This is a genomic window from Thalassobaculum sp., from assembly GCF_040219215.1.
Lineage (GTDB): Bacteria > Pseudomonadota > Alphaproteobacteria > Thalassobaculales > Thalassobaculaceae > Thalassobaculum_A.
Genome location: NZ_JAVJSX010000024.1, coordinates 64,912 through 88,618 on the forward strand (window position 1 = coordinate 64,912; position 23,707 = coordinate 88,618).

General features: G+C 67.2%; 24 protein-coding genes. 10 read left to right on the top strand and 14 right to left on the bottom strand.

Going from position 1 to position 23,707, the window contains the following annotated elements; all coding sequences use genetic code 11:
• Positions 1-38: 38 nt before the first annotated feature.
• Both RIC54_RS17440 and RIC54_RS17445 read right to left on the bottom strand, forming a co-directional pair.
• Positions 39-1,394, bottom strand: coding sequence for an amidase (locus RIC54_RS17440; protein WP_350089458.1), 1,356 nt, complete (start codon positions 1,392-1,394; stop codon positions 39-41).
• Positions 1,394-2,062 (bottom strand): DUF2848 domain-containing protein, encoded by a 669-nt coding sequence (locus RIC54_RS17445; protein WP_350089461.1) that lies wholly within the window; start codon positions 2,060-2,062, stop codon positions 1,394-1,396. The genes RIC54_RS17440 and RIC54_RS17445 overlap by 1 nt, the downstream gene beginning before the upstream one ends.
• Before the next feature lie 136 nt (positions 2,063-2,198).
• Between RIC54_RS17445 and RIC54_RS17450 the strand changes: the two genes are divergently transcribed.
• The gene (locus RIC54_RS17450) at positions 2,199-3,137 is read left to right on the top strand and encodes a DMT family transporter (protein WP_350089464.1); all 939 of its coding nucleotides are present in this window, start codon (positions 2,199-2,201) and stop codon (positions 3,135-3,137) included.
• On the opposite strand, the gene RIC54_RS17455 is transcribed toward RIC54_RS17450, so the two are convergent.
• The gene (locus tag RIC54_RS17455) at positions 3,116-4,948 is read right to left on the bottom strand and encodes a tetratricopeptide repeat protein (RefSeq protein WP_350089467.1); all 1,833 of its coding nucleotides are present in this window, start codon (positions 4,946-4,948) and stop codon (positions 3,116-3,118) included. The genes RIC54_RS17450 and RIC54_RS17455 overlap by 22 nt on opposite strands.
• A complete protein-coding gene (gene pseI / locus RIC54_RS17460) occupies positions 4,941-6,014 on the bottom strand; it encodes a pseudaminic acid synthase (protein WP_350089470.1) in 1,074 nt (357 codons plus the stop codon). Before pseI ends, RIC54_RS17455 begins: the two co-directional genes overlap by 8 nt.
• 25 nt (positions 6,015-6,039) lie before the next feature.
• Here pseI and RIC54_RS17465 point away from each other — a divergent pair, with 25 nt between their 5' ends.
• On the top strand, positions 6,040-7,122 hold the full coding sequence (locus RIC54_RS17465) for a PseG/SpsG family protein (RefSeq protein WP_350151256.1): 1,083 nt from the start codon (positions 6,040-6,042) through the stop codon (positions 7,120-7,122).
• 13 nt (positions 7,123-7,135) lie between these two features.
• Here the strand turns inward: RIC54_RS17465 and RIC54_RS17470 are convergent, their stop codons facing one another.
• Positions 7,136-8,965 carry a tetratricopeptide repeat protein gene (locus tag RIC54_RS17470; protein WP_350089476.1) on the bottom strand — a complete coding sequence of 610 codons (1,830 nt, stop codon included), beginning with the start codon at positions 8,963-8,965 and terminating at the stop codon, positions 7,136-7,138.
• Positions 8,958-9,428, bottom strand: coding sequence for a GNAT family N-acetyltransferase (locus RIC54_RS17475; protein ID WP_350089479.1), 471 nt, complete (start codon positions 9,426-9,428; stop codon positions 8,958-8,960). The genes RIC54_RS17470 and RIC54_RS17475 overlap by 8 nt, the downstream gene beginning before the upstream one ends.
• Before the next feature lie 88 nt (positions 9,429-9,516).
• Here RIC54_RS17475 and RIC54_RS17480 point away from each other — a divergent pair, with 88 nt between their 5' ends.
• From RIC54_RS17480 to RIC54_RS17490, 3 genes are read left to right on the top strand one after another with little or no spacing between them, the layout of a single operon-like run.
• Positions 9,517-10,284, top strand: coding sequence for a cytidylyltransferase domain-containing protein (locus RIC54_RS17480; RefSeq protein ID WP_350089482.1), 768 nt, complete (start codon positions 9,517-9,519; stop codon positions 10,282-10,284).
• Positions 10,277-10,903: a pseudaminic acid biosynthesis-associated methylase gene (locus RIC54_RS17485; protein ID WP_350089485.1), complete on the top strand. Its 627-nt coding sequence runs from the start codon at positions 10,277-10,279 to the stop codon at positions 10,901-10,903. The genes RIC54_RS17480 and RIC54_RS17485 overlap by 8 nt, the downstream gene beginning before the upstream one ends.
• Entirely contained in the window at positions 10,903-11,409 is a 507-nt protein-coding gene (locus RIC54_RS17490) for a MaoC family dehydratase (RefSeq protein ID WP_350089488.1), read from the top strand. Before RIC54_RS17485 ends, RIC54_RS17490 begins: the two co-directional genes overlap by 1 nt.
• A gap of 19 nt (positions 11,410-11,428) precedes the next feature.
• Here the strand turns inward: RIC54_RS17490 and RIC54_RS17495 are convergent, their stop codons facing one another.
• Positions 11,429-12,796, bottom strand: coding sequence for a glutamine synthetase family protein (locus RIC54_RS17495; protein WP_350089491.1), 1,368 nt, complete (start codon positions 12,794-12,796; stop codon positions 11,429-11,431).
• A 126-nt stretch (positions 12,797-12,922) separates the two neighbouring features.
• On the opposite strand from RIC54_RS17495, the gene RIC54_RS17500 reads away from it, so the two are divergent.
• Positions 12,923-13,570 (top strand): RraA family protein, encoded by a 648-nt coding sequence (locus RIC54_RS17500; RefSeq protein WP_350089494.1) that lies wholly within the window; start codon positions 12,923-12,925, stop codon positions 13,568-13,570.
• Positions 13,571-13,602: 32 nt separating this feature from the next.
• Here RIC54_RS17500 and RIC54_RS17505 read toward each other — a convergent pair whose 3' ends face one another.
• Positions 13,603-14,214 carry a PAS domain-containing protein gene (locus tag RIC54_RS17505; protein ID WP_350089497.1) on the bottom strand — a complete coding sequence of 204 codons (612 nt, stop codon included), beginning with the start codon at positions 14,212-14,214 and terminating at the stop codon, positions 13,603-13,605.
• 203 nt (positions 14,215-14,417) lie between these two features.
• The gene (rpmB, locus tag RIC54_RS17510; protein WP_350089500.1) at positions 14,418-14,714 is read right to left on the bottom strand and encodes a 50S ribosomal protein L28; all 297 of its coding nucleotides are present in this window, start codon (positions 14,712-14,714) and stop codon (positions 14,418-14,420) included.
• Positions 14,715-14,933: 219 nt separating this feature from the next.
• On the opposite strand from rpmB, the gene RIC54_RS17515 reads away from it, so the two are divergent.
• On the top strand, positions 14,934-15,413 hold the full coding sequence (locus RIC54_RS17515; protein ID WP_350089503.1) for a YbaK/EbsC family protein: 480 nt from the start codon (positions 14,934-14,936) through the stop codon (positions 15,411-15,413).
• Here the strand turns inward: RIC54_RS17515 and RIC54_RS17520 are convergent, their stop codons facing one another.
• The 4 genes from RIC54_RS17520 to RIC54_RS17535 form a co-directional block, all read right to left on the bottom strand.
• Positions 15,414-15,926, bottom strand: coding sequence for an Lrp/AsnC family transcriptional regulator (locus RIC54_RS17520; RefSeq protein WP_350089506.1), 513 nt, complete (start codon positions 15,924-15,926; stop codon positions 15,414-15,416). It abuts the gene before it with no gap.
• Positions 15,927-16,013: 87 nt separating this feature from the next.
• On the bottom strand, positions 16,014-16,874 hold the full coding sequence (locus RIC54_RS17525; protein ID WP_350089509.1) for a TIGR01459 family HAD-type hydrolase: 861 nt from the start codon (positions 16,872-16,874) through the stop codon (positions 16,014-16,016).
• 18 nt (positions 16,875-16,892) lie between these two features.
• Complete coding sequence (locus RIC54_RS17530; protein WP_350089512.1) at positions 16,893-18,059, bottom strand: EAL domain-containing protein; 1,167 nt, start codon at positions 18,057-18,059, stop codon at positions 16,893-16,895.
• Between the two features lie 43 nt (positions 18,060-18,102).
• Entirely contained in the window at positions 18,103-19,176 is a 1,074-nt protein-coding gene (locus tag RIC54_RS17535; RefSeq protein WP_350089515.1) for a quinone-dependent dihydroorotate dehydrogenase, read from the bottom strand.
• 183 nt (positions 19,177-19,359) lie between these two features.
• Between RIC54_RS17535 and RIC54_RS17540 the strand changes: the two genes are divergently transcribed.
• The 3 genes from RIC54_RS17540 to RIC54_RS17550 are packed head-to-tail and all read left to right on the top strand — an operon-like array spanning position 19,360 to position 22,222.
• Positions 19,360-20,463, top strand: a complete 1,104-nt coding sequence (locus RIC54_RS17540) for an isocitrate/isopropylmalate dehydrogenase family protein (RefSeq protein ID WP_350089518.1) — start codon at positions 19,360-19,362, stop codon at positions 20,461-20,463.
• Positions 20,460-21,527 (top strand): Gfo/Idh/MocA family protein, encoded by a 1,068-nt coding sequence (locus tag RIC54_RS17545; RefSeq protein WP_350089521.1) that lies wholly within the window; start codon positions 20,460-20,462, stop codon positions 21,525-21,527. Before RIC54_RS17540 ends, RIC54_RS17545 begins: the two co-directional genes overlap by 4 nt.
• The gene (locus tag RIC54_RS17550; RefSeq protein WP_350089524.1) at positions 21,524-22,222 is read left to right on the top strand and encodes a GntR family transcriptional regulator; all 699 of its coding nucleotides are present in this window, start codon (positions 21,524-21,526) and stop codon (positions 22,220-22,222) included. The genes RIC54_RS17545 and RIC54_RS17550 overlap by 4 nt, the downstream gene beginning before the upstream one ends.
• On the opposite strand, the gene RIC54_RS17555 is transcribed toward RIC54_RS17550, so the two are convergent.
• Complete coding sequence (locus tag RIC54_RS17555) at positions 22,219-23,673, bottom strand: amidohydrolase family protein (RefSeq protein WP_350089528.1); 1,455 nt, start codon at positions 23,671-23,673, stop codon at positions 22,219-22,221. The genes RIC54_RS17550 and RIC54_RS17555 overlap by 4 nt on opposite strands.
• Positions 23,674-23,707: the final 34 nt, after the last annotated feature.

Sequence of the window (23,707 nt, forward strand, 5' to 3'; positions counted from 1 at the left end):
CGGTCGACAGAATGTCGCAGGCCCGCGCGAGGGGTGATTCATCGGAAAACGGCTTCGACCGCCGCCGACACCGACAGCAGGGCATCGTCGCCCATGGTCTCGCCCATGAGCATGAGGCCGACCGGCGCCGAGCCCGGTTCGTGCACCGGCACCGTCGTAGCGCACCGGTCGAGGAAGTTGCCGACCGAACAGTTGCGCAGCATCAGGATGTTGTTCTTGGCGAACGCCTCGTCGCTGGCCTCCAACTCGGCGATCGGCGGAGCGATTCGCGCCGTGGTGGGCATAAGAACCGCATCGAACGGCGCGGTAACGGCATTGCAGGCCGCTTGAATTTCGGCCCGGCGCCGCACCAGCGTGATGTAGTCGACGGCCGACTGCTCCCCAGCGCGTCGGATCCGGACGACGACGCGCGGGTCGAACAGATCGGGCGCGCGGATCACGTGCCGGCTGTGCATCTCGTAGCACTCTACCGCCGCGAAACCGCCCTTGGCATTGGCTTCGGAGATTTCCAGCAACTCCTTGAAGGGGATCTCGGTAACCACGGCTCCCGCCTCTGACAGCTTCGACAGCGCTGCCTCGAAGCACTGGGCCGTCGTGCCGTCGAGGTCCTCCAATACAAGGCTCTGCGGAACCGCGAAGCGCAATCCGGCGACCGAACGGCGGCCGATCGTTCGCACCGGTTCCCCGGCCATCACGTGGTGGACCCGCGCGGCGCAGGCGATCGTCGGCGCCAGCGGGCCGATCGAGTCGAGCGTGGTCGACAGCGCGCACGCACCGGCCGTCGGCACCCGGCGCTGGGTCGGCTTGAAGCCGGCAAGCCCGCACAAACCGCTCGGGATCCGCACCGAGCCGCCGGTGTCGGAACCGATTCCGACTGTCGCCATGCCATCGGCCACGCTGACCGCCGCTCCGGATGACGATCCGCCGGGAATCCGCCGTGTATCGCGGTCCCAGGGGTTGGCCGGCGTGCCGTTGTGCGGGTTGATGCCGATCCCCGAGAACGCGAACTCCGTCATGTTGGTCCGGCCGACCAGCACGGCCCCGGCTGCCCGCAACCGGGCGACGACCGGGGCGTCGGCCTCGGCCGGCGGTTCGTCGGCCATGACCTTGGACCCTGCGGTCGTCACATGGCCGCGAACGTCGAACAGGTCCTTGATCGAGATCGGCAGGCCTTCCAGGGGTCGCGGCGCCACCCCGGCCCGGCGCAACCGATCGCTCGCCTCGGCCTCGGCCCGCGCGGTATCGGTCATCTGGTGGACGAACACCCTGGCCCCCTCGCCGGCCGGGTCGGCAGCGCGTTCCAGCGCGGTTTCCAGCAGGGCAGTCGCGCTGGTGCGGCCGACCTCCAGGTCGGTCAGCAGGGTCGCGATCGGGGTCAGTGGCGCAAAGCTCATCACAGGACTACCGGCAAGGTTTCGATGGAATAGGTGTGTTCAACCGCCGCCCCGGTATCCGGGTCCGCCAGCCGCATGGAGAAGCGGTCGGCATGGCGCAAGCCGCCGACCACCGGGACGGTGCCGCACAGCATTACCGTCCCCGGTTTCAGGCCGCCGTAACCGTCGATCAATTCGGCCAGCGGCCGGATCATCGCGAGAGTCCCAGACTGGTAGACGACTTCCTGTCCGTCGATCAGGGCACGGCTCTCAATGGTCAGGCGGTCCATCCAAGATCCGAGCTTTACCGGCCAGGCCGTCGTCGCCAGGACCTTTGGGCACATCTGCTTGGAGACCGGAATCGAGTAGCTCTCGACCTTGCGATCGGTGTGGTCTGAGCCGACCGTCAGCAGCAAGCCGTTCTCGGTCGCGATCAGGACCGGTTCCACCTCGCCCGAACTGTCGCCGCCGAGCACCTGAACCGAGGTGCGCTGCAGCACCTGCTCGACCGCGACCCGGTAGTACAGCGGGACGGTGCTTGGTCCTGGAACCCCGATCGCCGCCAGTTCCTCGATGTGATGGTCGAGCGCCGCCTTGTCGCGCCCGGTCCATCCCGCCACGACGCAGTTCTCGACGGCAACCGTTGCCGGCCCGTCGGGCGTGGTGAAGTTCAACAGCCGCATGGTCATATCGGTTCTCCCCGGTGCTCCGGACGATAGCGCCGCCTCCTCGCCCAAGGGAAGCCCGCGCGGCATCGCACGACCAGAGATTATTCAACGCCGACGAACGCTTGCCAGTCGCTGCAGCGCAGCATTACTCTGCACCATGCCGCTCGGCACCCCGCCGCCAACCCCACCGGCCACCACCGGAACTCGCGATACAATCACCGCCTTCCTGTTCATGGGAGTGGCGATCACAGTGCTGCCGTTCATGAACGTGGCCGCCAAATTCCTGTCGACCGACTATCCGACCACGCAGATCCTGTGGGCGCGCTACACCGGGCACCTGGTGTTCATGCTGCTGATGTTCATGCCGCGCCACGGACTGAGCCTGCTGCGCGCCACCCGGCCGGGCGTGCACATCGTGCGGTCCCTGCTGATGTTCGTCTCCACGGTATGCTTTTTCACCGCGCTGCGCTGGATCCCGGTGCCGACCGCCAGCGCGATCAACTTCACCTCGCCGCTGATCGTGACGGCGCTGGCCGCACCGTTCCTGGGCGAGGCGGTAGGAGCTCGTCGCTGGGCGGCGGTAGCGGTCGGGTTCGCCGGGGCGATGATCATCATCCGGCCCGGTGATGGCGAGACGCACTGGGCCATGCTGCTGATCCTGGGAACCGCGTTCTCCTATGCCGTCTACCAGATCGTCACCCGCAAGACGTCGGCGGCCGACACACCCGAGACCTCGATCACCTACATTGCGATCGTCGGTGCCGTGCTGTCGTCAATTGCCGTGCCGTTCGAATGGGTGACGCCGCATTCGCTGATGGATGCCGGGCTGTTCTGCCTGCTGGGCATGATCGGCGGAGTCGGGCACTACTTCGTCATCCGCGCGTTCCAGCTCGGCGAAGCCTCGTTCCTGGCTCCGCTCAACTACGGCCAGTTGCTGATGGTGACGGTGCTGAGCTGGCTGGTGTTCGGCACGTTCCCGGATTTCTGGACCCTGGTGGGGTCGACCGTGATCGTCGGCAGCGGGCTGTACATCACCTACCGCGAAAGCCGGCGCCGGGTTGCCGTGACCCGCGATCAGCCGGCACCCGGCGACTGAGCGGCCCAACCGGCGAGATCGGTGGCGACCCGCTGCAGCATCGGCTCCCACGGCTCCGGCTGGTTCTTGCGGTACGGCCGGACGGTCGGGAACCCGGGCAGGCGGTCGGTACCGAACTCCAGGAACATCGGCGTGTTGTACAGCAGCCAGACCGGCGTACCGACCGCGGCACCGACCCAGCCAAGGGTGCTCGACGGACAGACCACGGCGTCGAGTGCGGCGACTAGTGCGGTCACGCCATCCAGGTCCGCCGTCGTATCCAGGCCCGGAATTACGTTCACCGGCGCGTCGGTGGCGCGAAGCTCCGGCTCCCAGTCGCTGCCGTACTGCAGGCACACGAACTGGACCCCGGGCACCCGCAGCAACGGCTCAAACGGCGCCAGCCCCGGATAGTGGGCGTTGCGGGTTTCGGTCAACCGCATGCTGCGCCACGAAAGACCGATCTTCAGTCCCGACCCGAGTTGGTCGAGGGCTTCGCGCATCCGGGCAACCCGTACCGGATCGGGGGTCAGCCACGGCGTTCCCGCCGCGTCGAGCGACGCCACCGTGGGCCGGAACCAGCGCATCATCGCGCCAGCCTCGATCATCCGGTTCGGCATCAGTTCGCGGGGAATCCAGTCATAGCGCTGAATCGGCCTGATCCGGGTTCCGCCACGCTCGTACGCATGAACGAACACTTCGGGAAACGACCGCCGGAACAGATCGACCAGCCGGGGATCGCACTCCAGGACCACGCGACCGGCCGCCCGGATCGCGTCCGGGATGCAGGATGCGAACAGCAACTCGTCGCCGACACCCTGGTCGGCCGTGACGAGCAGGGTCTTGCCCTCCAGCGAACCGCCGTCCCAGCGCGGCGGCGCTCCAATTCTTTTGACAGCGTCAGGCTTGCGCCACATCGCGTCGTGGTCGACCCAGCCGCGCTCCAGGTCGCCGGTGGCGAGCCGGTGCATGCCGAGCCGCAGTCGGAGATGCGGGTTTGCCGGGTCGAGTTCCACCGCCCGCTGCGACGCTTGGACCGCCGCCAACGCATCCCCGGCCACATACGCGGTCTCGGCCCGTCCGGCCCAGGCAGGTCCGTGCCTTGGCCGAATCTCCAGAGCGTGGCGAAAGCACCGCTCGGCCTGAACCACCTGCATCCGGCCCATCAGCAGGAAGCCCAGATCGCTCCATGCCTCCGGCAGGGCAGGATCGAGGAGCGTCGCCTGGACCAGATAACCCTTGGCCTCGCCATAGCGGTCACTCTCGACCAGGCATGATCCGACGTTCAGCCTGCGCGCCGCCATGAGCGGCTGAACCGTCAATGCCCGACGGTGTGCCGCCATGGCCCGGTCAAGGTGGCCTGTCGCTCGCTCCATCGCGCCAAGACTTGCCAATCCCTCATCGTGGGATGGCACCAGCAGGCACGCCCGCCGAAGCGACCGCCGTGCTTCCTGCTCTCGCGAAGACCACGGCAGCGAACCGCCCAGATTGGCGAGCGCGTCGGCATTCACCGGGTCCAACTGCAGCGCGGCACGGAAGCTCGCAACGGCTTTGGCATCCATGCCGAGCGCCCTGAAGACCATGCCGTGATTGTTGCGGTACGCGGGCGCGCTCGGATTCAGCCGGATCGCCTGCGACATGAACGCATCGGCCTTGAGATGATCGCCAAGCTGGTGCAGGACGAGGCCCAGCAGGTGCAGCCCATCGGGATGCTTCGGATTGGCCTGCAGCACCTGACCGTAGATCGCCGCCGCCTCGCGCAGCTTGCCGGCACGGTGCAGCGCCAGTCCGGACTCCAGCGACAGCCCGCCGAACCGCATCCGGCTAGCCATCGAGGCCCGGCACACCGCCGTCGATCATGTCGGCCGCCAGCGGCTCCCCACGCTTCAGGTCGCGCACGGCCCGGCGCCCCAGCACGCTCTCGAGCCACTTGGGCGCCAAGCCCATGGCCGGCCGGATCGACCGCACCGCAGCCTCGGTCAGCACCTCGCCTGCCTTGACGTCGGCCACGACGTACAGCGAGCGACGAAACCTCAGCACGGTCATCTCCGACTCCTGCGGGCCATAGGCCGGCTGACCGATCGCCGCCTTGGCGATTCGGGCATCGAGCACCAGCCGCGCCAGTTCCATCGGCTCCAGCGAAAACGCGCTGTCCACGCCCCCGTCGGCGCGCGCCAGCGTGACATGCTTTTCGATCAGCGCCGCGCCCATGCCGACCGCCAGGGTGGCAATCGTGGTGTCCATGGTATGGTCCGACAAGCCGACGACGGTGCCCAGCCGTCGCTCCAGGTCCCGGATGGTCGACAGGTTCGTCTCGTCCGCCGGAGCCGGATAGGCGCTGACGCAGTGCAGGACCGCAATCTCGACGGCACCGGCATCGCGCGCGGCCGCGACCGCCTCCTCGGTCTCCTCGAACGTCGCCATGCCTGTTGAGATGATCATCGGCTTGCCGGTCCGGGCAACCCGGCGGATCAACGGCAGGTCGACGATCTCCGGCGACGCGATCTTGTAGGCAGGGGCATCCAACGATTCGAGCAGCTCGACCGCTGTCGAGTCGAACGGCGCCGAGAACACCGTGATCCCGATCTCGCGAGCCCGCTCGAAGATCGGCGCGTGCCAGTCCCAGGGGGTGTGCGCCTCGTCATAGAGCTCGAACAGGCGCCGGCCGTCCCACAACCCGCCGCGTACCAGGAACTCGGGCCCATCATGGTCGATCGTGATGGTGTCGGCCCGATACGTCTGCAGCTTGACGGCGTCGGCACCGGCCTCCTTGGCGACCTCGAGGATGCGAAACGCGCGCTCGATGTCACCGTTGTGATTGCCCGACATCTCCGCCACCACATAGGGCGGATGCTCGGCGCCGATTTTCCGTCCGGCGATGGTTATAGTGGGTGCCATGATCGTTCCCGGCATGGGTCGCGCGATGGATGAAGGTAACACCGGCTCCGGAACCGGCGAAGCGCCAAGGCTGCCTCCGCTGAACGGTGCACGCCTGACGGTCCGGGCCGACGCCAGCCCGGCCATCGGTACCGGACACGTGATGCGCGGCCTTGCCCTGGCGCTGGGATGGCTGCGCGCCGGTGGCACTGCCCGACTGGTCAGCCACCGGTTGCCGGACGGGCTGCGGCGGCGGGCCGAAGCCGGAGGGATCGCGGTGCTTCCTCTGCCGGATCCAAGGGAGACAGGTTGCCTCGACGGCAGCGATCTCATAGCGGTCGACGGCTGGACTTTTGACGAAGAGCTTCTGGCGACCATGGCTGCGAACCGTGCGCCGTTGCTGGTGGTCGACGACACAGCCAGCCGGCCGCGAATTCCTGGCGCGTTCGTCGTGAACCACAACGTCTACGCCGAGACCGCGGACTACGCGGGACGGACCGACGCCACCGTACTGGCCGGGCCACGCTATGCCCTGCTGCGGCCAGAGTTCAGCCGCCCGGTGCCGGCGCGCACGCACCCGCCGGTCGTACGCCGCCTGCTGCTGCTGCTGGGCGGCGCCGATCCCGCTGGTGTCTCGATGACGGTTCTGGCCGCCGCCCGACAGGCCCAGGCAGCGGAATCGGGACTGGCCAAAGTCCGGCTGGTGGTCGGCGCCGCGAACCCGGCGCTTGCTCGCCTGCAGTCCGAGGTCGGCAAAGCACCGGGAATCGAGGTACTGCACGACGTCCAGGACATGGTCAGCCTGATGGATGACACCGACATGGTGGTATCCGCCAGCGGATCGACGGTACTGGAACTCGCCAGCCGCGGCGTGCCAATGCTGCTGGGAGCGCTGGTGCCGGAAGAGATCGCCCCGGCTCGCCGGATGGACGCGCAGGGCGCCGCGCAGATGCTCGGACCGTTCGCCGACCTCGACGTTGACCCTCTGGTTGCATCCATCCTCGGCTTGGCGCGCGATCCGGCACGCCGCGCAGCGATGTCCCAGATCGCTGGATCACTGGTCGATGGGCACGGCGTGGCCCGCGTCATTGCCGCGGTAGCGCCATCGGTTCTGGCGCTTCGGCCCTAGCCTGCTGCGTCGGTCAGACGCGGCTCGACACCCGGTCCGACCACGCCCCGAGCTCCCGCGCGACCTGCGCTGTCATCGGCTGCCAGGGATCCGTCTGACGCTTGCTGAACGGCCGGATGGTCGGAAAGCCCGGCAGCCGCTTCAGCCCGAACTCCAGGAACACCGGCTCGTTCGACAGCAGCCAGACGGGAGCCCCGACCCCGGCGCCGATCCAGCCGATGGTGCTGGACGGACAGATCACGCCATCAAGGCTTGCGGCAAGTGCCGCCACGCCCTCGATGTCCGCCGTGGTGTCGAGCCCGGGCACGACCGAGATCGGCGCCTCACTGGCACGCAGCTCGTCCTGCCAGCCGGTGCCGTATTGCAGACAGACAAATGTGACGCCCGGCACCGCCAGGACCGGCGCAAGCGCCGCCAGCCCCGGATAGTGCACGTTGCGGGCTTCGGTCTGCCGCATGCTCCGCCAGGAAATGCCGATCTTCAGTCCCGGCCCAAGATCCGAGACGGCGGCGCGCATTGCCGCTGCCCGCACCGGGTCAGGCACCAGCCACGGGCCGCCGGCGGCGTCGCAGGCCTCGACCGAACCCCGGAACCAGCGCATCAACCCGCCTTCCTCGATCATGAGGTCCGGCGACAGGTCGGGCGGAATCCAGTCGTAGCTCTGGGTCGGCCGGGACCGGGTTCCACCCCGCACGTAGCGATGGACGAACACCCCGGGAAAGGACCGCCTGAACAAGGATTCAAGCCGCGGATCGCACTCCAGCACCATGCGGTCAGCCGCCCGCACGGCGTCCGGGATGCAGCTTGAGAACAGCAGTTCGTCGCCGATACCCTGATCGGCCGCCACCAGCAATATCTTGCCGTCCAGTGCGTCGCCGGTCCACCGCGGCGGCGCCCCGATGCGCTGGACCGCGTTGGGCTTGCGCCACATCGCGTCATGGTCGGCCCATCCGCCCGCGAGATCGCCTGCGGCCAGCCGGTGAATGCCGCGCCTGAACTGCAGCTGCGGATTGCCGGGCTCCACCTCGACTGCTTGGTTCGCATGGCCGACCGCCGCATCGACATCCCCCTCGATTGCCGCAACCTCGGCTCGTCCAGCCCAGGCCGCCCCATAGGACGGACGAATCGCTGTCGCACACCGGAAGTTCCGATCCGCAGATGCGGTCTGCACCTGCGTCAGAAGCAGGTAGCCAAGGTCGTTCCAAGCGCCCGCCAGCCCAGGGTCGAGCATCGCCGCGCGGATTAGATGCCTTCGCGCCGCGTCAAGTCGCTCGGCTTCCAACAGCGCCGACCCGGCTTGCAACCGCCACGCCGCGTTCAGAGGCTGCGCGGCCAGTGCCCTGCCCTGAGCGGCGATCGACCGTTCGAGTTGGCCGGCCATCCGCTCCAGCGCGCCGAGACTGGCCCAGCCTTCACCATGCGCCGGTTCCAGCAGGCAGGCCCAGCGCAGGTGGTGCCGGGCGTCGCGTTCGTGGCTCGACCACGGCAGGGCACTGCCGAGATTGGCCCGTGCATCGGCATAGAGCGGGTTCCACCGCAACGCCTCGCGGAAGTTCGCCAACGCGCGCTCATGCTGGCCGAGCGCCCGCAGGATCGTGCCGAAATTGTTGCGATACCCGGGAACCTTCGGATCAAGTCGGACCGCGGCGAACATCAGCGGTTCCGCGGCGGCATGGTCGCCCAACTGGTGCAGCGCAAGCGCCAGCCAATGCAGTGCAGCCGGCTGATGCTTATCGGCACGGAGCACCTGCGCGTAGACCGCCATCGCCTCGTGCAGCCGTCCGGCACGATGCAGCGCCAGTCCGGCCTCAACCGATGCGACACTCGATTCCGGTTCAGTCATCGTCGATCAGCCGATAGACCAGCAGGCCGCGATCCTCGCCGGCGAGATGGAAACCGCAACGCTCGAACAGGCGGCGGCTCGCCATGTTCTCCACGCGTACCGCCGCCCGGACCACAGCATCCGGCCAGACGGCCCTGATCTCCAGGATGGCCGCACGGATCATGCCGCCGCTCTCTCCCCGACCGCGCATCGTCGGCGCCACAGTGATCGACAACTCCACCTCGGCCAACGCGGTGCGAACGGCCGAGACCGTACCGATCTTCTGGCCGCCGCGTTCGACGATCCAAAGCAGTCGATTCGCATCGTTCAACACCCCGTTGAGCCAGGATTCGTGAGAGGCCCGAGGGACCTCCGCGGTGTTGCGGGAGTTCGCCCGGGTATCGGGATCGTTGCGCCAAGCCAACAGGTCGGCCGAGTCGTCCCGGCACGCCCGGCGCAGCGTGATCGTTGGCCTGTCCATCATGGCCGCAGCTTAGCGGCTTGCAGCCGGCGCCGCGACGATCCCATGCTACAAGCGAGTATCCCGCTTGGCAGGAGTGGTGGAACCGCCCGTGACCGTTGCCGCCGTGATCCAGGCCCGCATGACCTCGACCCGCCTGCCCGGCAAGGTGCTGCTGCCCGCCGCAGGACGAGAGATGCTGGCGCACCAGATCGACCGGGTCCGCCGCGCGCACTCGATCGACACGATCTGCATCGCGACTACGACCAATGCCACTGATGACGCGGTCTCCGAATTGGCCACTCGCGATGGAGTGGCAGTGTTTCGCGGCTCCGAACACGACGTGCTCGGCCGCTTCGTCGCGGCCGCTGAGCATGTCGGCGCCGACACCGTGGTTAGGCTGACCGGCGACTGTCCGCTGACCGATCCGGCGTTGATCGACGCCGTGATGGCGGTATTCCGCTCCGCCGACCCGGCGGTCGACTACGCCACCAACAGCGTGCCGCGCACCTGGCCGATCGGGCTCGACGTCGAGGTCGCCTCGATGGTGGCGCTCCGCCTTGCCGATCGCGAGACGGACGACCCCTACGACCGCGAGCACGTCACCCCGTTCCTGTACCGCCAGCCCAAGCGGTTCCGGATCGGCCGTCATCTGGCACCGAGGGATCTGTCGGGCTACCGCTGGACGCTGGACGAACGAGCGGACTACGACCTGCTGGTCCGGATCCTGGAGGCGCTGCTGCCGACCAAACCGGCGTTCGGCTGGCGTGACGTGATCGCGCTGCTGGACGAGCATCCTGACTGGCGGGAACTCAATGCCGGCGTCGGACAGAAGCAGCGACGCTATGAACAGCCGATTGCGGGAGACGCTGATGACTGAAGCCTGGAAGACCGAACAGGAGGCGTTCTGGAGCGGAACGTTCGGCAACGACTACGCCGACCGCAATCGCGGCGAGATGCTGGTTGCCGGGCGCAGCCACATGCTGTCGAACGCCCTGCGCCGGGCCGGGCCGGTCGCTTCCGCGATCGAGTTCGGGCCGAACATCGGCCTGAACCTGCTGGCGCTGCGCCGGCTGCTGCCGGCAATCGAGCTTGCCGCCATCGAGATCAACGCCAAGGCGGTCGAGTCCCTGAAGCAGATCGATGGCTTAGCGGTCCATCACGGCTCGATCCTGGAGCGGCACGCCACCCGGGCCTACGACCTCGCCTTCTGCTCCGGCGTCCTGATCCACATCAACCCCGACGCCCTGCCGGCCGTCTACGACAACCTGTACGCGGCCTCCGGGCGGCTGATCCTGATGGCCGAGTACTACAACCCGGCGCCGGTCGCGATCCCCTACCGCGGCCACAGCGACCGGCTGTTCAAGCGCGACTTCGCCGGTGAAATTCTCGACCGTTTTCCGGATCTTCGCCTGGTCGACTACGGCTTCCAGTACCACCGCGATCCGAACTTCCCAGCCGACGACCTGACCTGGTTCCTGCTGGAAAAGCACGGCTGATGGCTTTCTCGCCCACGGCCGGACCCGATCCGGATTTCGACCCCGCCAATCACGCCATGACCCCGCAACGCTGGTTCGAGGACTTCACCGTCGGCGAGCGCTATGTTCTGCCGAGCCGCACCATCACCGAAGCGAACTTCGCGGCGTTCCAGGCGGTGTCCGGCGACAACCACCCGATCCACTACGACGCCGAGTTCTGCCGGGTGCGCGGCCTGCCGGGCCTGCTGGCGCATGGCCTGCAGGTGCTGTGCTTCACCGCGGCCGGCGCCGGACGGTTCCCGCACGAGGTCTCCGACTCGCTGATCGGCTTCCTGGAGCAGTCGTCGAAATTCCTTCGCCCGGTGATCGCCGGCGACACCCTGTATCCAGCCCTTCAGATCGCCGAACTGATCGCGCAGCGTACGACCGGCGTGCTGGTCATGGGCACCACCATCCACAACCAGAAGCGCGAACTGGTGCTGAGCGGCGAGCACCGCTACCTGATCCGCAAGCGCCCCACCGCGTAACGGCGCGAGCGCTGTCCGGTCAGATGATCTCGAAGTAGCGCTGCATCTCCCAGTCGGTGACCGCCCGCCGGAACTCACGCTCCTCCCACTCGCGGGTGGCGGCGAAATGCTCGACGAACGCATCGCCGAACAGCGCCCGGCCGGCCTTCGACTTCTTCATCCGCTGGGCTGCGTCCCACAAGGTGCGCGGCAGCGCCAGCTTGGCCGGGAACGTCTTGTCGTAGGCGTTGCCGACCACGCCGGGGCCGGGCTCGATCTTGTTCTCGATGCCCCACAGGCCGGAGCCAAGGGCGGCGGCCATCGCCAGGTACGGATTGGAATCGGCGCTGCCGACCCGGTACTCGACCCGCTGGGCCGACGGCGACCCGGTGATCGCCCGCAGCGCGGTGGTGCGGTTGTCGGCCCCCCAGGTCGCATCGGTCGGCGCCCAGAAGCCGGGAATCAGCCGGGTGTAGGCGTTCACAGTCGATGCGGTCATCGCCAGCAGTTCCGGCATCAGCGCCTGCTGCCCCCCGATGAACCAGCGCATGGTGTCGGACAGGGTGTCCGGAGCCTTGGCGTCGTGGAACACCGGCTTGCCCTTCTTATCGGTCAGCGACAGGTGGATGTGGCCGGACTGACCGGGAACGTTCATCGACCACTTGGCCATGAACGTCGCCATCAGTTCGTGGCGCTGGAAGAACACCTTGGCGAAGGTCTTGAACAGGGCGGCCCGGTCGGCAGCTTCCAGCGCATCCGATACCTGGATGGCAGCCTCCAGCACGCCGGGTCCGGTCTCGGTGTGCAGGCCCTCGATCGGGATGCCCATCTGCTCCATGGTCTCGATGAACATCAGGTGCAGATCGGCGTGCACCGACGAACGCAGGGCCGAATAGCCGAAGAACCCGGGAGTCAACGGCTTCAAGTTCTTGTAGTTCTTGGCGCGGATCGACTCCGGAGTCTCGTCGAACAGGAAGAACTCGTACTCGCAGGCCGCCTTGACGCCGAAGCCCATGCCGGCGGCCTTGTCGATCATCCGTCGCAGGGCCGCGCGCGGGCAGACATGCTCCCACTTGCCAGCGAACTCGGACAGAACGAACAGCATGTCCGGTTCGAACGGGACGTCGCGGCAGGTGTCGGGCAGCAGCCGCAACTCGGCATCGGGATAGCCAGTGTGCCAGCCGGTGACCTGGACGTTGTCGTAGAGTTGGTCGTTGGAGTCCCAGCCCAGCACCACGTCGCAGAAGCCGTAACCCTTCTTCAGCGCGCCTTCGAACTTGTCACGGCCCATCCATTTGCCGCGCAGGATGCCGTCGATGTCGAACACCCCGACCTTGACGTGCGACAGCCGCCGCTCATCCACCAGCGCCATCGCCTGCTCGACGGTTTTGACCTCGCTCGGCTCCATGCGTCACAGTCTCCCGGTTGCTCACCGGCGCCCCCGCGCCGACCCAGAACTCTTACGACAATCGGGATGCCTTCGAAAGCGTCCACGCACGCCGGCCCTCACAGGAAGTCGGCCAGGGAGAGAACGATGACCGACCTTACCGAGCGCCTCGCAGCCTGCTACGCCAGCGCCGTACACGACGTGCTGCGCGCCAAGGGATACGGCAACCAGGTGCTGCCAACCTCGATCCGCGCGCTCGACCCGAGCCGACGGCTCGCCGGCGAGATCCACACGATCTCCGGCCACGTCGACCAGACCCTGTCGCGCCACGAGACGCTGCTGCGCTGGAGCCAGGTGCTGTCACGGGTGCCACGCGGGAAGGTCCTGGTGTGCCAGCCGAATACCAAGGCGATCGCGCTGATGGGCGAGTTGTCGGCGCAGGCGCTGCGGGTCAAGGAGACCCGCGGGTACGTCGTCGACGGTCATTGCCGCGACACGGATTTCATCCTGGATATGGGGTTCCCGGTATTCTGCGAGGCCAACACCCCGGCCGACATCGTGGAGCGCTGGACCTACGACCAGCTGGGCGAACCGATCACCATTGGCACCGTCACCATCCGCTCAGGCGACTGGCTGCTCGGCGATCGCGATGGGGTCATCATCATCCCGAAGGAAATCGCCGAGGAAGCGGTCACCGAGACCGAAGCGGTGATGAGCACCGAGGGCGAGATGCGCCGGGCCATCATGGATGGCATGGACGCCGAGCAGGCATACCTGAAGTTCGGGAAGTTCTGACCAGCGTCAACGCAGGAGTCGTCTGAAGGACCCTACAACCAAGGCTCCACCGGCGGATCGACCCGTGGCCTCGGCTCGATCAGGGTGTCCACATGGCCGCCGGGGACGCCGGCCCCGATGTCGATGAACTGGCGTTCGTGCAGGACGTACCGGACCAGCCGGCCCAGGCTGGCAGGGTGATGCATCGCGTCGCCGACGATCACGTCCGCGAACATCACCATCGGGCCTCCCGTCTCGCTGAACCTGAACGGCAGCCCCACCGCCTCGATCAGCGTTGAAAGCCCGGATTCGAAAGTGTTGCTCATGACCACCCGCATCCCGCACGGGTGCTGATAGGGGGTCAGGAGTCCCCGATAGGCTTCGTCACGGCGTTCGGGGGTCACGAAGCCCAGGTAGTCCTCACCGGTCGGATCCTTGCCGTAACGCTGGGCCACCTTGGTGCCGACCAGCCGAAGCCGGGAAATCCCAGACTCGCGCAGGTCATGCATCTCCAGATACGGGAGCAGGCTCGGCACGGCGGCCGGATCGAACGACGCACGGATCGGAATCAAGTCCACGTGCGGCAGCGTCCACCAGTGCTCGAGCCACCGTCTGCTGACCAGCGACATCATGCCGAGTTCTGGGAGAGCCGGACGTCCGTTCAACACGCTCACCGGTGGCCGATTGCAGGCGCGCCCCACAATTCGCCTGATCCGTGTCACCCTAGTTCGCGGCCAGATCAACGTCCACTGCGTTCGAGGCGTGGAGCGATCCAGACATCGGCCGCGGCGGCGATCGCAACAGCCCGCCCAAAACGACGACGCCCGCCTTGCGGCGGGCGTCAAACTCTCATCGTTCCGGAGCCGGATCAGGCAGCGGCAGAGCGCGCCTGAACCTTCTCGATCCGCTTCTTCAGCCGACGGGCTTCCTGTGACAGGTCCGCGGCTTTCGCCTTGGCCAGGAACGCATCCAGGCCACCGTTGTGCTCAACCGTGCGGATCGCGCTGGTCGACAGCTTCAGACGTACCATCTGGCCGAGAACGTCGGACAGCAGCGCCGTCTCCTGGATGTTCGGCAGGAAACGCCGGCGGGTCTTGTTGTTGGCGTGGCTGACGTTGTTGCCGGTCAGCACGCCCTTGCCGGTAAGTTCGCAACGTCGCGCCATGGATCGCTCCTTCGTCTCGGCCCGGGGCCGAGCGCCTCCGGAAACCACAAAAACAGGGGCGCCGCCTGACAAAGGGCGGCGCGGAGCCGGCGATATACGCGAGGCCGCGGTGGGCGTCAAGCGCGTGACGGCGCTCGCAACACCGTAAAACGGCAATTGCCCCGGCGGCCAGCACCCCTCTATCGTCCCGAGCCAACCCATCCGATTGGAGCCAGGCCCGTGGCCCTGAAACCAAGCGCCCAGCGCGTCCAGGATCTGCTCACCAAACGCGGCCTTGCGCTGATGGTGGTGGAGATGCCCGACTCAACACGCACCTCTGAGGAAGCCGCAGCGGCGTGCGGCTGTACGGTCGCCCAGATCGGCAAGTCGATGGTGTTCCAGGCCAAGGACAGCGGGCAGCCGGTGCTGGTGGTGGCAAGCGGTCCGAACCGGGTCGACGAGAAGAAGGTCGCAGCCGCCCTCGGCGAGAAGATCCGCCGGGCCGATGCCGACTTCGTGCGCGAAGCCACCGGCTTCGCCATCGGCGGCGTCGCGCCGGTCGGCCATACGATCGATCCGGTCGTCTACCTTGACGCCGATCTCATGGCGCTGGAGCGGATCTGGTGCGCCGCCGGGACGCCGAACGCCGTATTCGAGCTGACGCCCGACATCCTGCGCTCCCTGACCGGCGGCACCGTATTGGATGTCCGCAAGGACTGATCAACCCGTGTTCTCGTAGGCCATCGGCGGCAGTTGGGGTCCGACCCGCACGCTCGGCCCGGCCATCACCATCTTCGACTTCACCGGCGAAGACAGGACGATCGACGTGGTCGTCTCGCCATAGGTGCGCAACTGAGCGATGACATGCTCAAGATGCACCATCGAGGACACGATCACCTTGATCATGAAGCTGTCCTGGCCGGTCACGTGATGGCACTCCTGAACCTCGGCCAGGGTATGCGCCACGGTTGCGATCCGGCCGTGATGTTCGCCGGTGACCTTCAGGTGGATGAACGCGGTCGTCGGGTAGCCAAGCTTCGAGGGTTCGACCAGGCAGCGATAGCCGGTGATGACCCCGGCGTCCTCCATCCGGCGCACCCGTTCGGCCACGGCCGGCGACGACAGGCCAACCCGCCGGCCCAACTCGCTGAACGAGAGGCGCGCATCCTCCTGCAGGACACGAAGGAGCTGCCAGCCGACTTTGTCGAGCTGACCATCCAGTTCACCCGCCATGCTTAAAAACCTTTTGTTTCAAAAGCCTAGATATTGTATTGGATTTTCGGGCACGGCACAAGCAAGCGACCAGAGGCGGTCCTTCGGCTACCACGCCAGTCGCGCCGAGACCCACCGCGGCTGTGGCCCCGGGGTCGCCAGAAAGGTCGCAACGCCAGCCTCCGAAAGCTGACCACCGTCCAACAGTTCCTCGTGATGGACGCCGTCGGCCAGCAGCAGCGAGTCGATGCCGGCTGCCACCGCACCCGCCACGTCGGTTGCCCGATTGTCGCCGACCACCAGGACCCGATCCGCCGCCACGCCAAGCGTCGCGATTGACCGTTCGAACACCGGAGCGTGCGGTTTGCCGTGGTAGTGGACCCGCCCGCCCAGCGCCTCGTACCGGTCGGCGAGGGCGCCGGCGTGGATCTTCAGGACCCCTCGATCCACCACGACCCGGTCCGGGTTGGCGCACACCATGACCAGTCGGCGCGCGGCACCCCGGCGCAGGGCGTTTTCGTAGAGACTGACCGTGTCGGTCTCGCCCTCGGGCCCGGCGTTCAGGATCCAGTCCGCCGCATCCAGGTCGTCGGTCGGCTGAAATCCGGTGCCGGGCAGGATGTCCGGTACCCGGCTCGGTGCAAAGCCGAAGGCCAGAGGCCCGAGTCCGGCGTGGAACGCATCTGGACGGTCTCTCAGATAACGGTGGCTCTCTCCACCCGACGTGATGATCTCGCGGTACAGGTCGTCGTTGATGCCGATTCGCCGCAGGCGATCGGCCACCACCGATGGTCGCCGAGGCGAGTTCGACAGCACCACGACCGCCTTGCCGGCCTGTGCCAGCAGGCGCAGAACATCCAGCGCAGCGGGGAAAACATCGCCGCCATCATACAGCGTGCCCCAGACGTCGAACACATAGCCGTCATACCGGTCGGCGATGGCCGCCAGACCGTCGATCCTCTCGTACATCCCCGTCCTCACGGTTGATCAGCCGGTACCGGCCAGCGGCCGAGGCTCCCCGAACAGATAGCCCTGGCCGAAATCCACCCGCAACTCCAGAAGGTCGAGCAGCATGTCCTCGCTCTCGATCTTCTCCACGATCAGGTCCATGGCGTTGCGGTCCAGCGCGCCCTTGAGCGCCCGCATGTCCAGGATCGGATCGTCGCCGCGCGCCAGTTCGTGCAGCATGTGCGCCCCGACCTTGATGTAGCGGAAGCCCTGGGACGCCAGGTCCGGGAGGTCGAGGTCCATGTCGGTCACCTGGTCCAGCGAGAACCGGTAGCCGAAGCCGCGCAGCCGCTGCAGGTTGACCCGGGTCAGGTAGTCGCCGGCATCGATGCTGGCCTGGTCGAACTCGAAGATCAGTGTTTCGGCGAGTTGCTTGTTCTCCGCCATGAAACCGATGAAGTCCTGGAAGAAATCGGCGTCCGTCAGGGAAGCGCTGGAGATGTTGCAGAAGAACCCGACATCCGGCTGGTCGCGCCGCGCCCGGCGGACGATCTGCACGCACCGCACCAGTAGCAGGTTGTCGATCGCCGCCATAAGGCCGGCACGCTCCGCCACCGGAATGTACTGCTCTGGCAGGATCACGCCGCCACCGTCGGTGACGATGCGGGAGTAGCATTCATAGAACCGGCGCCGGCGCTGCGGCAGGGTCACCACCGGCTGGATATAGAGTTCGACCTTCTCCTCGCGCAGCCCCCGCTCGATCGCCTCCAGCAGTTGCGCTTCCCCCAGGACGATGGTTGGAGCCGTCGACCGCTTGATCTCGGCGGATCCGGACCCCGCTCCGGCCTTGCCATCCGGTGCCGCCAGCGCCTTCCCGGTGACCGCGGCTTCCTTCTTCTCCGACAACTGCTTGAGCAGGCCACCCAGGACCTTGAGCTCCGACGACAGCTTGTCGGCGTCGGGCATGTCGTCGAAGCGCAGGTGCAGCGTTTCCAGGTCGGCGCGCGTGGCCTCTGCCTCGATCCGCAGTTCCTCGATGTCATGGGTCAGTTCGCGAACCCGCCGTTCCAGTACCCGGGTCCGGCGTTTCAGCCAAACCACCAGATGGACCACGCCGCCGACCACCGCGATGGCCATCCCGACCGGCAGGGCCGGCGCCAGCGCCAGATACTCGGCTCCAGCACCACCCGCGGCGGCGAGGGCCAAGTACAGAGCGGCAATCAGGACGTGGCCCAGTATGGCGATGCTCCTATCCGTCGGCGAGCCGGTCGGCGTCGAGTCCGACCGCGTCCTCGATCCGCGCCAAGCCGTCCGCCGCAAGCAATGCCGCTAGATCGTCGCGGATGCGCCGGAACAGCCCCGGACCGTTATACACCAGTGCTGTGTAGAGCTGCACCAGCCGGGCACCGGCGCGGATCTTGGCATACGCCGTCGCTCCATCCTCTATGCCGCCGACACCGACCAGCGGCAGCCGGCCAGCGGCCGCACGGTAGGCATGGGCAAGGACCCGGGTGGAGGGTGAGAACAGGGGCCGGCCGCTCAACCCGCCGGCCTCGCGCTGCGCCCGGCTTCGCAGCGAATCGGGCCGGGCGATCGTGGTGTTCGAGACGATCAGGCCATCGACCCGGCATTCGATCGCGGTCTCGACGATTGCCTGGAGCTGCCCTTCAGCGAGGTCCGGAGCGATCTTCAACAACACCGGCGGCAGCGCCTCGCTGCACACTTCGGCCCGTACCTGCAACGCCGCCGTCAGCAGGCGACCAAGCGGCCCCTCGCCCTGCAGGTCGCGCAGTCCCGGGGTATTCGGCGAGGAGACGTTGATCGTCACATAGTCGGCGAGCGGCGCCAGCCGACGCATCCCCAGGACATAGTCGTCGACCGGATCGGGGGTGTCCTTGTTGGCGCCGATGTTGATGCCGACAATGCCGCTCCGCCGGTCACGATCAACCAGCCGCGCTCTCGCCACTTCCAGACCGGCGTTGTTGAAGCCGTTGCGGTTGATCACCGCCCGGTCGTCAGGCAGGCGAAACAGCCTCGGCCTGGGGTTTCCGGCCTGCGGCCGCGGCGTGACGGTCCCGACCTCGACCGCTCCGACGCCGAGCCGCTGCAGGCCGCGCCAGCACTCCGCGGATTTGTCGAAGCCAGCGGCCATGCAGACGGGGTGCGCGAAATCCAGTTTCCAGATCCGCTGGCGCAGCGCCGACGGCGCCTGCGAACGGTCGACGGGTCCAAGCCCGGCACCGAGCGTGCGGACGGTGATGCGATGCGCGGTTTCCGGATCGAGGCACCGCATCGCCGGCATGGCGAGGTCAAACAGGCTCATGGCGCCGGACGGTAATCGCGGGTGCCGCAGGCGGCAAGCGCTGGAGTACATCCGCGATCACTTCACGAGCGATCTTCATTGAACGCAACAATGCATTCATTGATAAATCCATTAGAACAAGCTATGGAAACGCACCGCGCGGACAACGCCGCGCCCAGGTTCGAACGAAAGGCAGGGTGTGGCATGCGAAAGACATTCAAGATCGCGGTGTTCGGCGGTGACGGGATCGGTCCGGAGATCATGGCACCCACCGTCAGGCTGCTGCAGGGCATTGCCCGCGAGTCCGAGACTCTGGCCTTTCAGTTCCACGAGGTTGCCGCCGGTGCCGCGCACTACCGCGCCACCGGCGAGTCGCTGCCGGAAGCGTCGCTGGATACCGCGCGCAAGTCCGATGCGATCCTGCTGTCCGCCATGGGGCTGCCGGAGGTGCGCTATCCCGACGGCACCGAGATCTCACCGCAGATCGAACTGCGGATGAAGCTCGGCCTGTACGCCGGGGTACGCCCGGTGTTCGTGCAGCCCGGCCAGGACGTGCCGCTCAAGTCGCGCCGGGTAACCGACATCGACTTCGTGATCATCCGCGAATCGACGGAAGGGTTGTTCGCCTCGCACGGCAAGGGCGTGGTCGAAGACGACCGAGAGGCCCGAGAGACCCTGGTCATCACCCGGGCGATCTCGGAGAAACTGTTCGACTTCGCATTCAAACTGGCCCGCCAACGCCAGCAGTCCGGGCGCGGCCAGGGCCTGGTGCACTGCGTCGACAAGGCGAACGTGTTCCAGGCCTTCGCGTTCTTCCGCAAGATCTTCTTCGAGCGTGCCCAGGCGTATCCCGAGATCAAGGCGGAGACCGCCTATGTCGACGCCACGGCGCTGTGGATGGTCCAGAAGCCCTGGATGTTCGATGTCCTGGTGACCGAGAACATGTTCGGCGACATCCTGTCCGACCTGGGCGCCGGTTTGATGGGAAGCCTGGGACTGGCCCCGTCGGCGGATATCGGCGACCATCACGCGGTGTTCCAGCCCTGCCACGGCAGCGCACCGGACATCGCCGGCAAGGGCATCGCCAACCCGATGGCAATGATCCTGTCAGCGGCGATGATGCTGGAGTGGCTCGGCCATGAACACGGCAACACGGAGGCGATCGCCATGGGCGATGCGTTGCGCACCGCCGTATCGGATGTCCTGGTCGAGGGCCGCACACTGACGGCCGACCTCGGCGGATCGGCGCGTACCGACATGGTCGCCGGCGCGGTTGCCGCCGCCTACAAGATGCGGGTACCCGCATGACCGACACGGACGCCCCGTTGAAGGCCGTCACCGTCGGCGCGGGCTACTTCGCCGGCTTTCACGTCGACGGTTGGCTGCGAAACCCTGACGTCACGTTCGCCGGGCTGGCCGACGTCGACCGGGACAAGGCTTCGGACATGCTGGAGGCCCGGGCCGGTCCCGACCACGGGGTCACCGTGGATTCCGACGCTACCCGGCTGTTCGACGAGATCGGGCCCGACATCATCGACATCGCCACCCCGCCGCCGGCGCATTTTGCGCTGATCAAGAAGGCGCTGGAAACCGGGGCGCGGGCGATCATCTGCCAGAAGCCGTTCTGCACCTCGCTGGAGGAAGCACGTCAAGCGGTGCGCCTGATCGAACGGCACGGCGGACTGGTCGTGGTGCACGAGAACTTCCGATTCCAGCCGTGGTACCGGGCCATCCGACAGGAGTTGTCCAATGGCCGGGTCGGCGAACTGTATCAGGTCTCCTTCCGGATGCGGCCCGGCGACGGGCGTGGCCCCGACGCCTATCTGTCGCGCCAGCCCTACTTCCAGAAGATGGAGCGGTTCCTGATCCACGAGACCGCGGTGCACTGGATCGACACCTTCCGGTATCTGATGGGCGAACCGGACTCGGTGTTCGCCGACCTGCGCCGGCTCAATCCGGTGATCGCCGGCGAGGATGCCGGGTTCCTGCTGTTCCGCTACCGGGACGGGCGGCGGGCGGTGTTCGACGGCAACCGCCTGACCGACCATGTCGCCGACAACACGCGGTTCACCATGGGAGAGTGTCTGATCGAAGGGTCGGACGGACAGATCGCGCTCGACGGCTTCGGCGACCTGACTTTTCGCAGCACCGGCAGTCATGAGTGGCAGCCGATCGGCGGCGGCTTTTCCCAGGCCGGGTTCGGCGGCGACAGTGTGTTCGCGTTGCAGAAGCACGTCAGCGACCACCTGCTGACCGGCAGCCCGATCGAGAACGACGCGGCGAGCTACCTGCGCAATATCGAGATCGAGTATGCGCTGTATGACTCCGCCGCGGCCGGACGCGTCGTCGATCTTGGAGCGAAGAATCCATGACCGCGGCGATGCAGGACCCTTCCGCTCCGGAGGCGAGGCCGCTGTCTCAGACCCAGCGCGCCATCGCACTGCTGCGCGAGATGATCATTTCCAACAAGCTGCCGCCCGGCTCGAACCATCTGGAGAGCGAACTGGCGGTCATGCTCGGGATGTCGCGCACGCCGATCCGTGAAGCGGCAATCATGCTGGAAGCCCAGGGGCTGGTGGAGGTCAAGCCGCGCCACGGCATCCGGGTCCTACCGATCGCGCCGGCCGACATGGAGGAAATCTACTCGATCCTCACCGAGTTGGAATCGCTCGCCGCATACAACCTGGCAAACTCCCAGCCGGGCGACGCGGCGTTGGCGGAACTGCGGCAGCACATCGACGAGATGGACGCGGCGTTGGCGGCCGACGACCGTCACCGCTGGGCACGGGCTGACGACGCGTTCCACCGGTCGCTGATCAGGCTTGCCGGCAACCGACGGCTTGAGACGGTGGTCACCACTTACTCGGACCAAGTGCACCGGGCCCGCCTGCTCACCCTGTTCATGCGCCCGGCGCCGAGCGCTTCGAACAACGACCACCGCCGGCTGGTCGATGCGATCGCCGCCGGGGAAGCCGAGGCTGCGCAGGCGATCCACCGCGCCCATCGGATCGACGCCAAGAATATGATGCTGAAGCTAATCGCCGCACACGGCTTCAGCGCGGTCTAGTCGCGGAACTCCGGCCCGGCCCGCACCGTGCCCCAGAAACCATCCGGCGTGTCGAGCATCGAGCGGAAACCTGTACGCTCCAGCATCAGTTCGGTCTCGCGTTGCGCCTCGTCCAGCACCGCGCCCTCATCGACGCGGGTGGGCTTGCGATCCTCGAGCACGACCTCGCCATCGACGATCACGGTGTGCACGTCGTTGCCGTTGGCGAAGTAGACCAGCCGGAACACCGGCATGTTGAACGGATAGAGGTGGGGGCGCCGCAGGTCGACCAGCACCACGTCGGCCTTCTTGCCAACCTCCAGCGATCCGATCTCCGCGTCCAGCCCGAGCGCCCGCGCCGCGTCGATCGTGACCATCTCCAGGGTCTTGCCGGGCGGCAGCCAGCTCGGATCCCGATGAAAGGTCCGGTGGTAGTGCATGCACTGCTGCATGTGGCGGAACAGGTCCCCGGAACGGTCGGGTGCCGTGGCGTCGGAGCCGATGCAAACCGTGACGCCGGCCTCCATCAGTTCGGTCACCGGACAGCGCGCCAGGATCGCCGCCACCGCGCTCGGGTTGTGGACGATCCGGGTGTCGGTCTCGGCGCAGATCGCAACCTCCTCCCCGGTCAGCCCGGTGGCGTGCGACAGCAGCGCATCGGGTCCGAGTAGTCCGAGGGCGTGGGCGAATTTCACGCTGCCGGTCGTGTGGCCATCCTGGGTGAACACCAGCCCCCGGTCGCGCGACAGGGTGCGCATCGCCACCGCCTGCGCCTTGGCCTCTCCGAGCATCTCGGCTCCCAACTCGGCGACGTGCTCGTCGCGCAGGGTCGGGGTGATCAGCGCGATGCGGATCCGTCCGCCGTGGGTGTCGTGCCAGTCGTCGATCAGGGTGCGGCATGTCGCCAGCTGGTCAGCAAACGTCACCATGCGATCCTGACTGGACCCACCCTGCCAGCGGGCATAGCGGCGCGGGTGCGGCGGGCGGGTGGAGCCGACGGCAACCACCGAGCGGGTGCCGACCTCGACCACCCCGGCGCAGTGCGCGGCCCCATAGGCCGGCTCGTCGGTGCGCATAATCGTGTCGCCGCCGCCGAGCAGGGACACACCGGTCGTCACTCCGAACTTCAGGCGCTCCAGGGCGGCCAGCTTGGCCTCCGCGTGCCAGAACGCCTCGGTCGAGGCCACGGTGTAGACCGTCTCGCAGGCCTGGTACCACAGCGCGCCGTTGCCGCCGCCCATGGTCTTGATCAGGCCGTGCCCGGCGTGGGCATGCCCGTCCACCAGTCCGGGCATCACCGCCTTGCCGCGCGCATCGATCACCTTCGGAGCGGAATGCCGGGTGGTAACCTCTGCGGTCGACCCGACGGCGACGATCCGATCCTTCTCGATCGCCACAGCGCCGTCCTCGATCACCCGTCGTTGCCCGTCGATCGTGACGACGATGCCGTTGACGATGAGCGTGTCGGCCATGGTGGATCTCCGGAACAGGAAGGGGCGGGCGTGT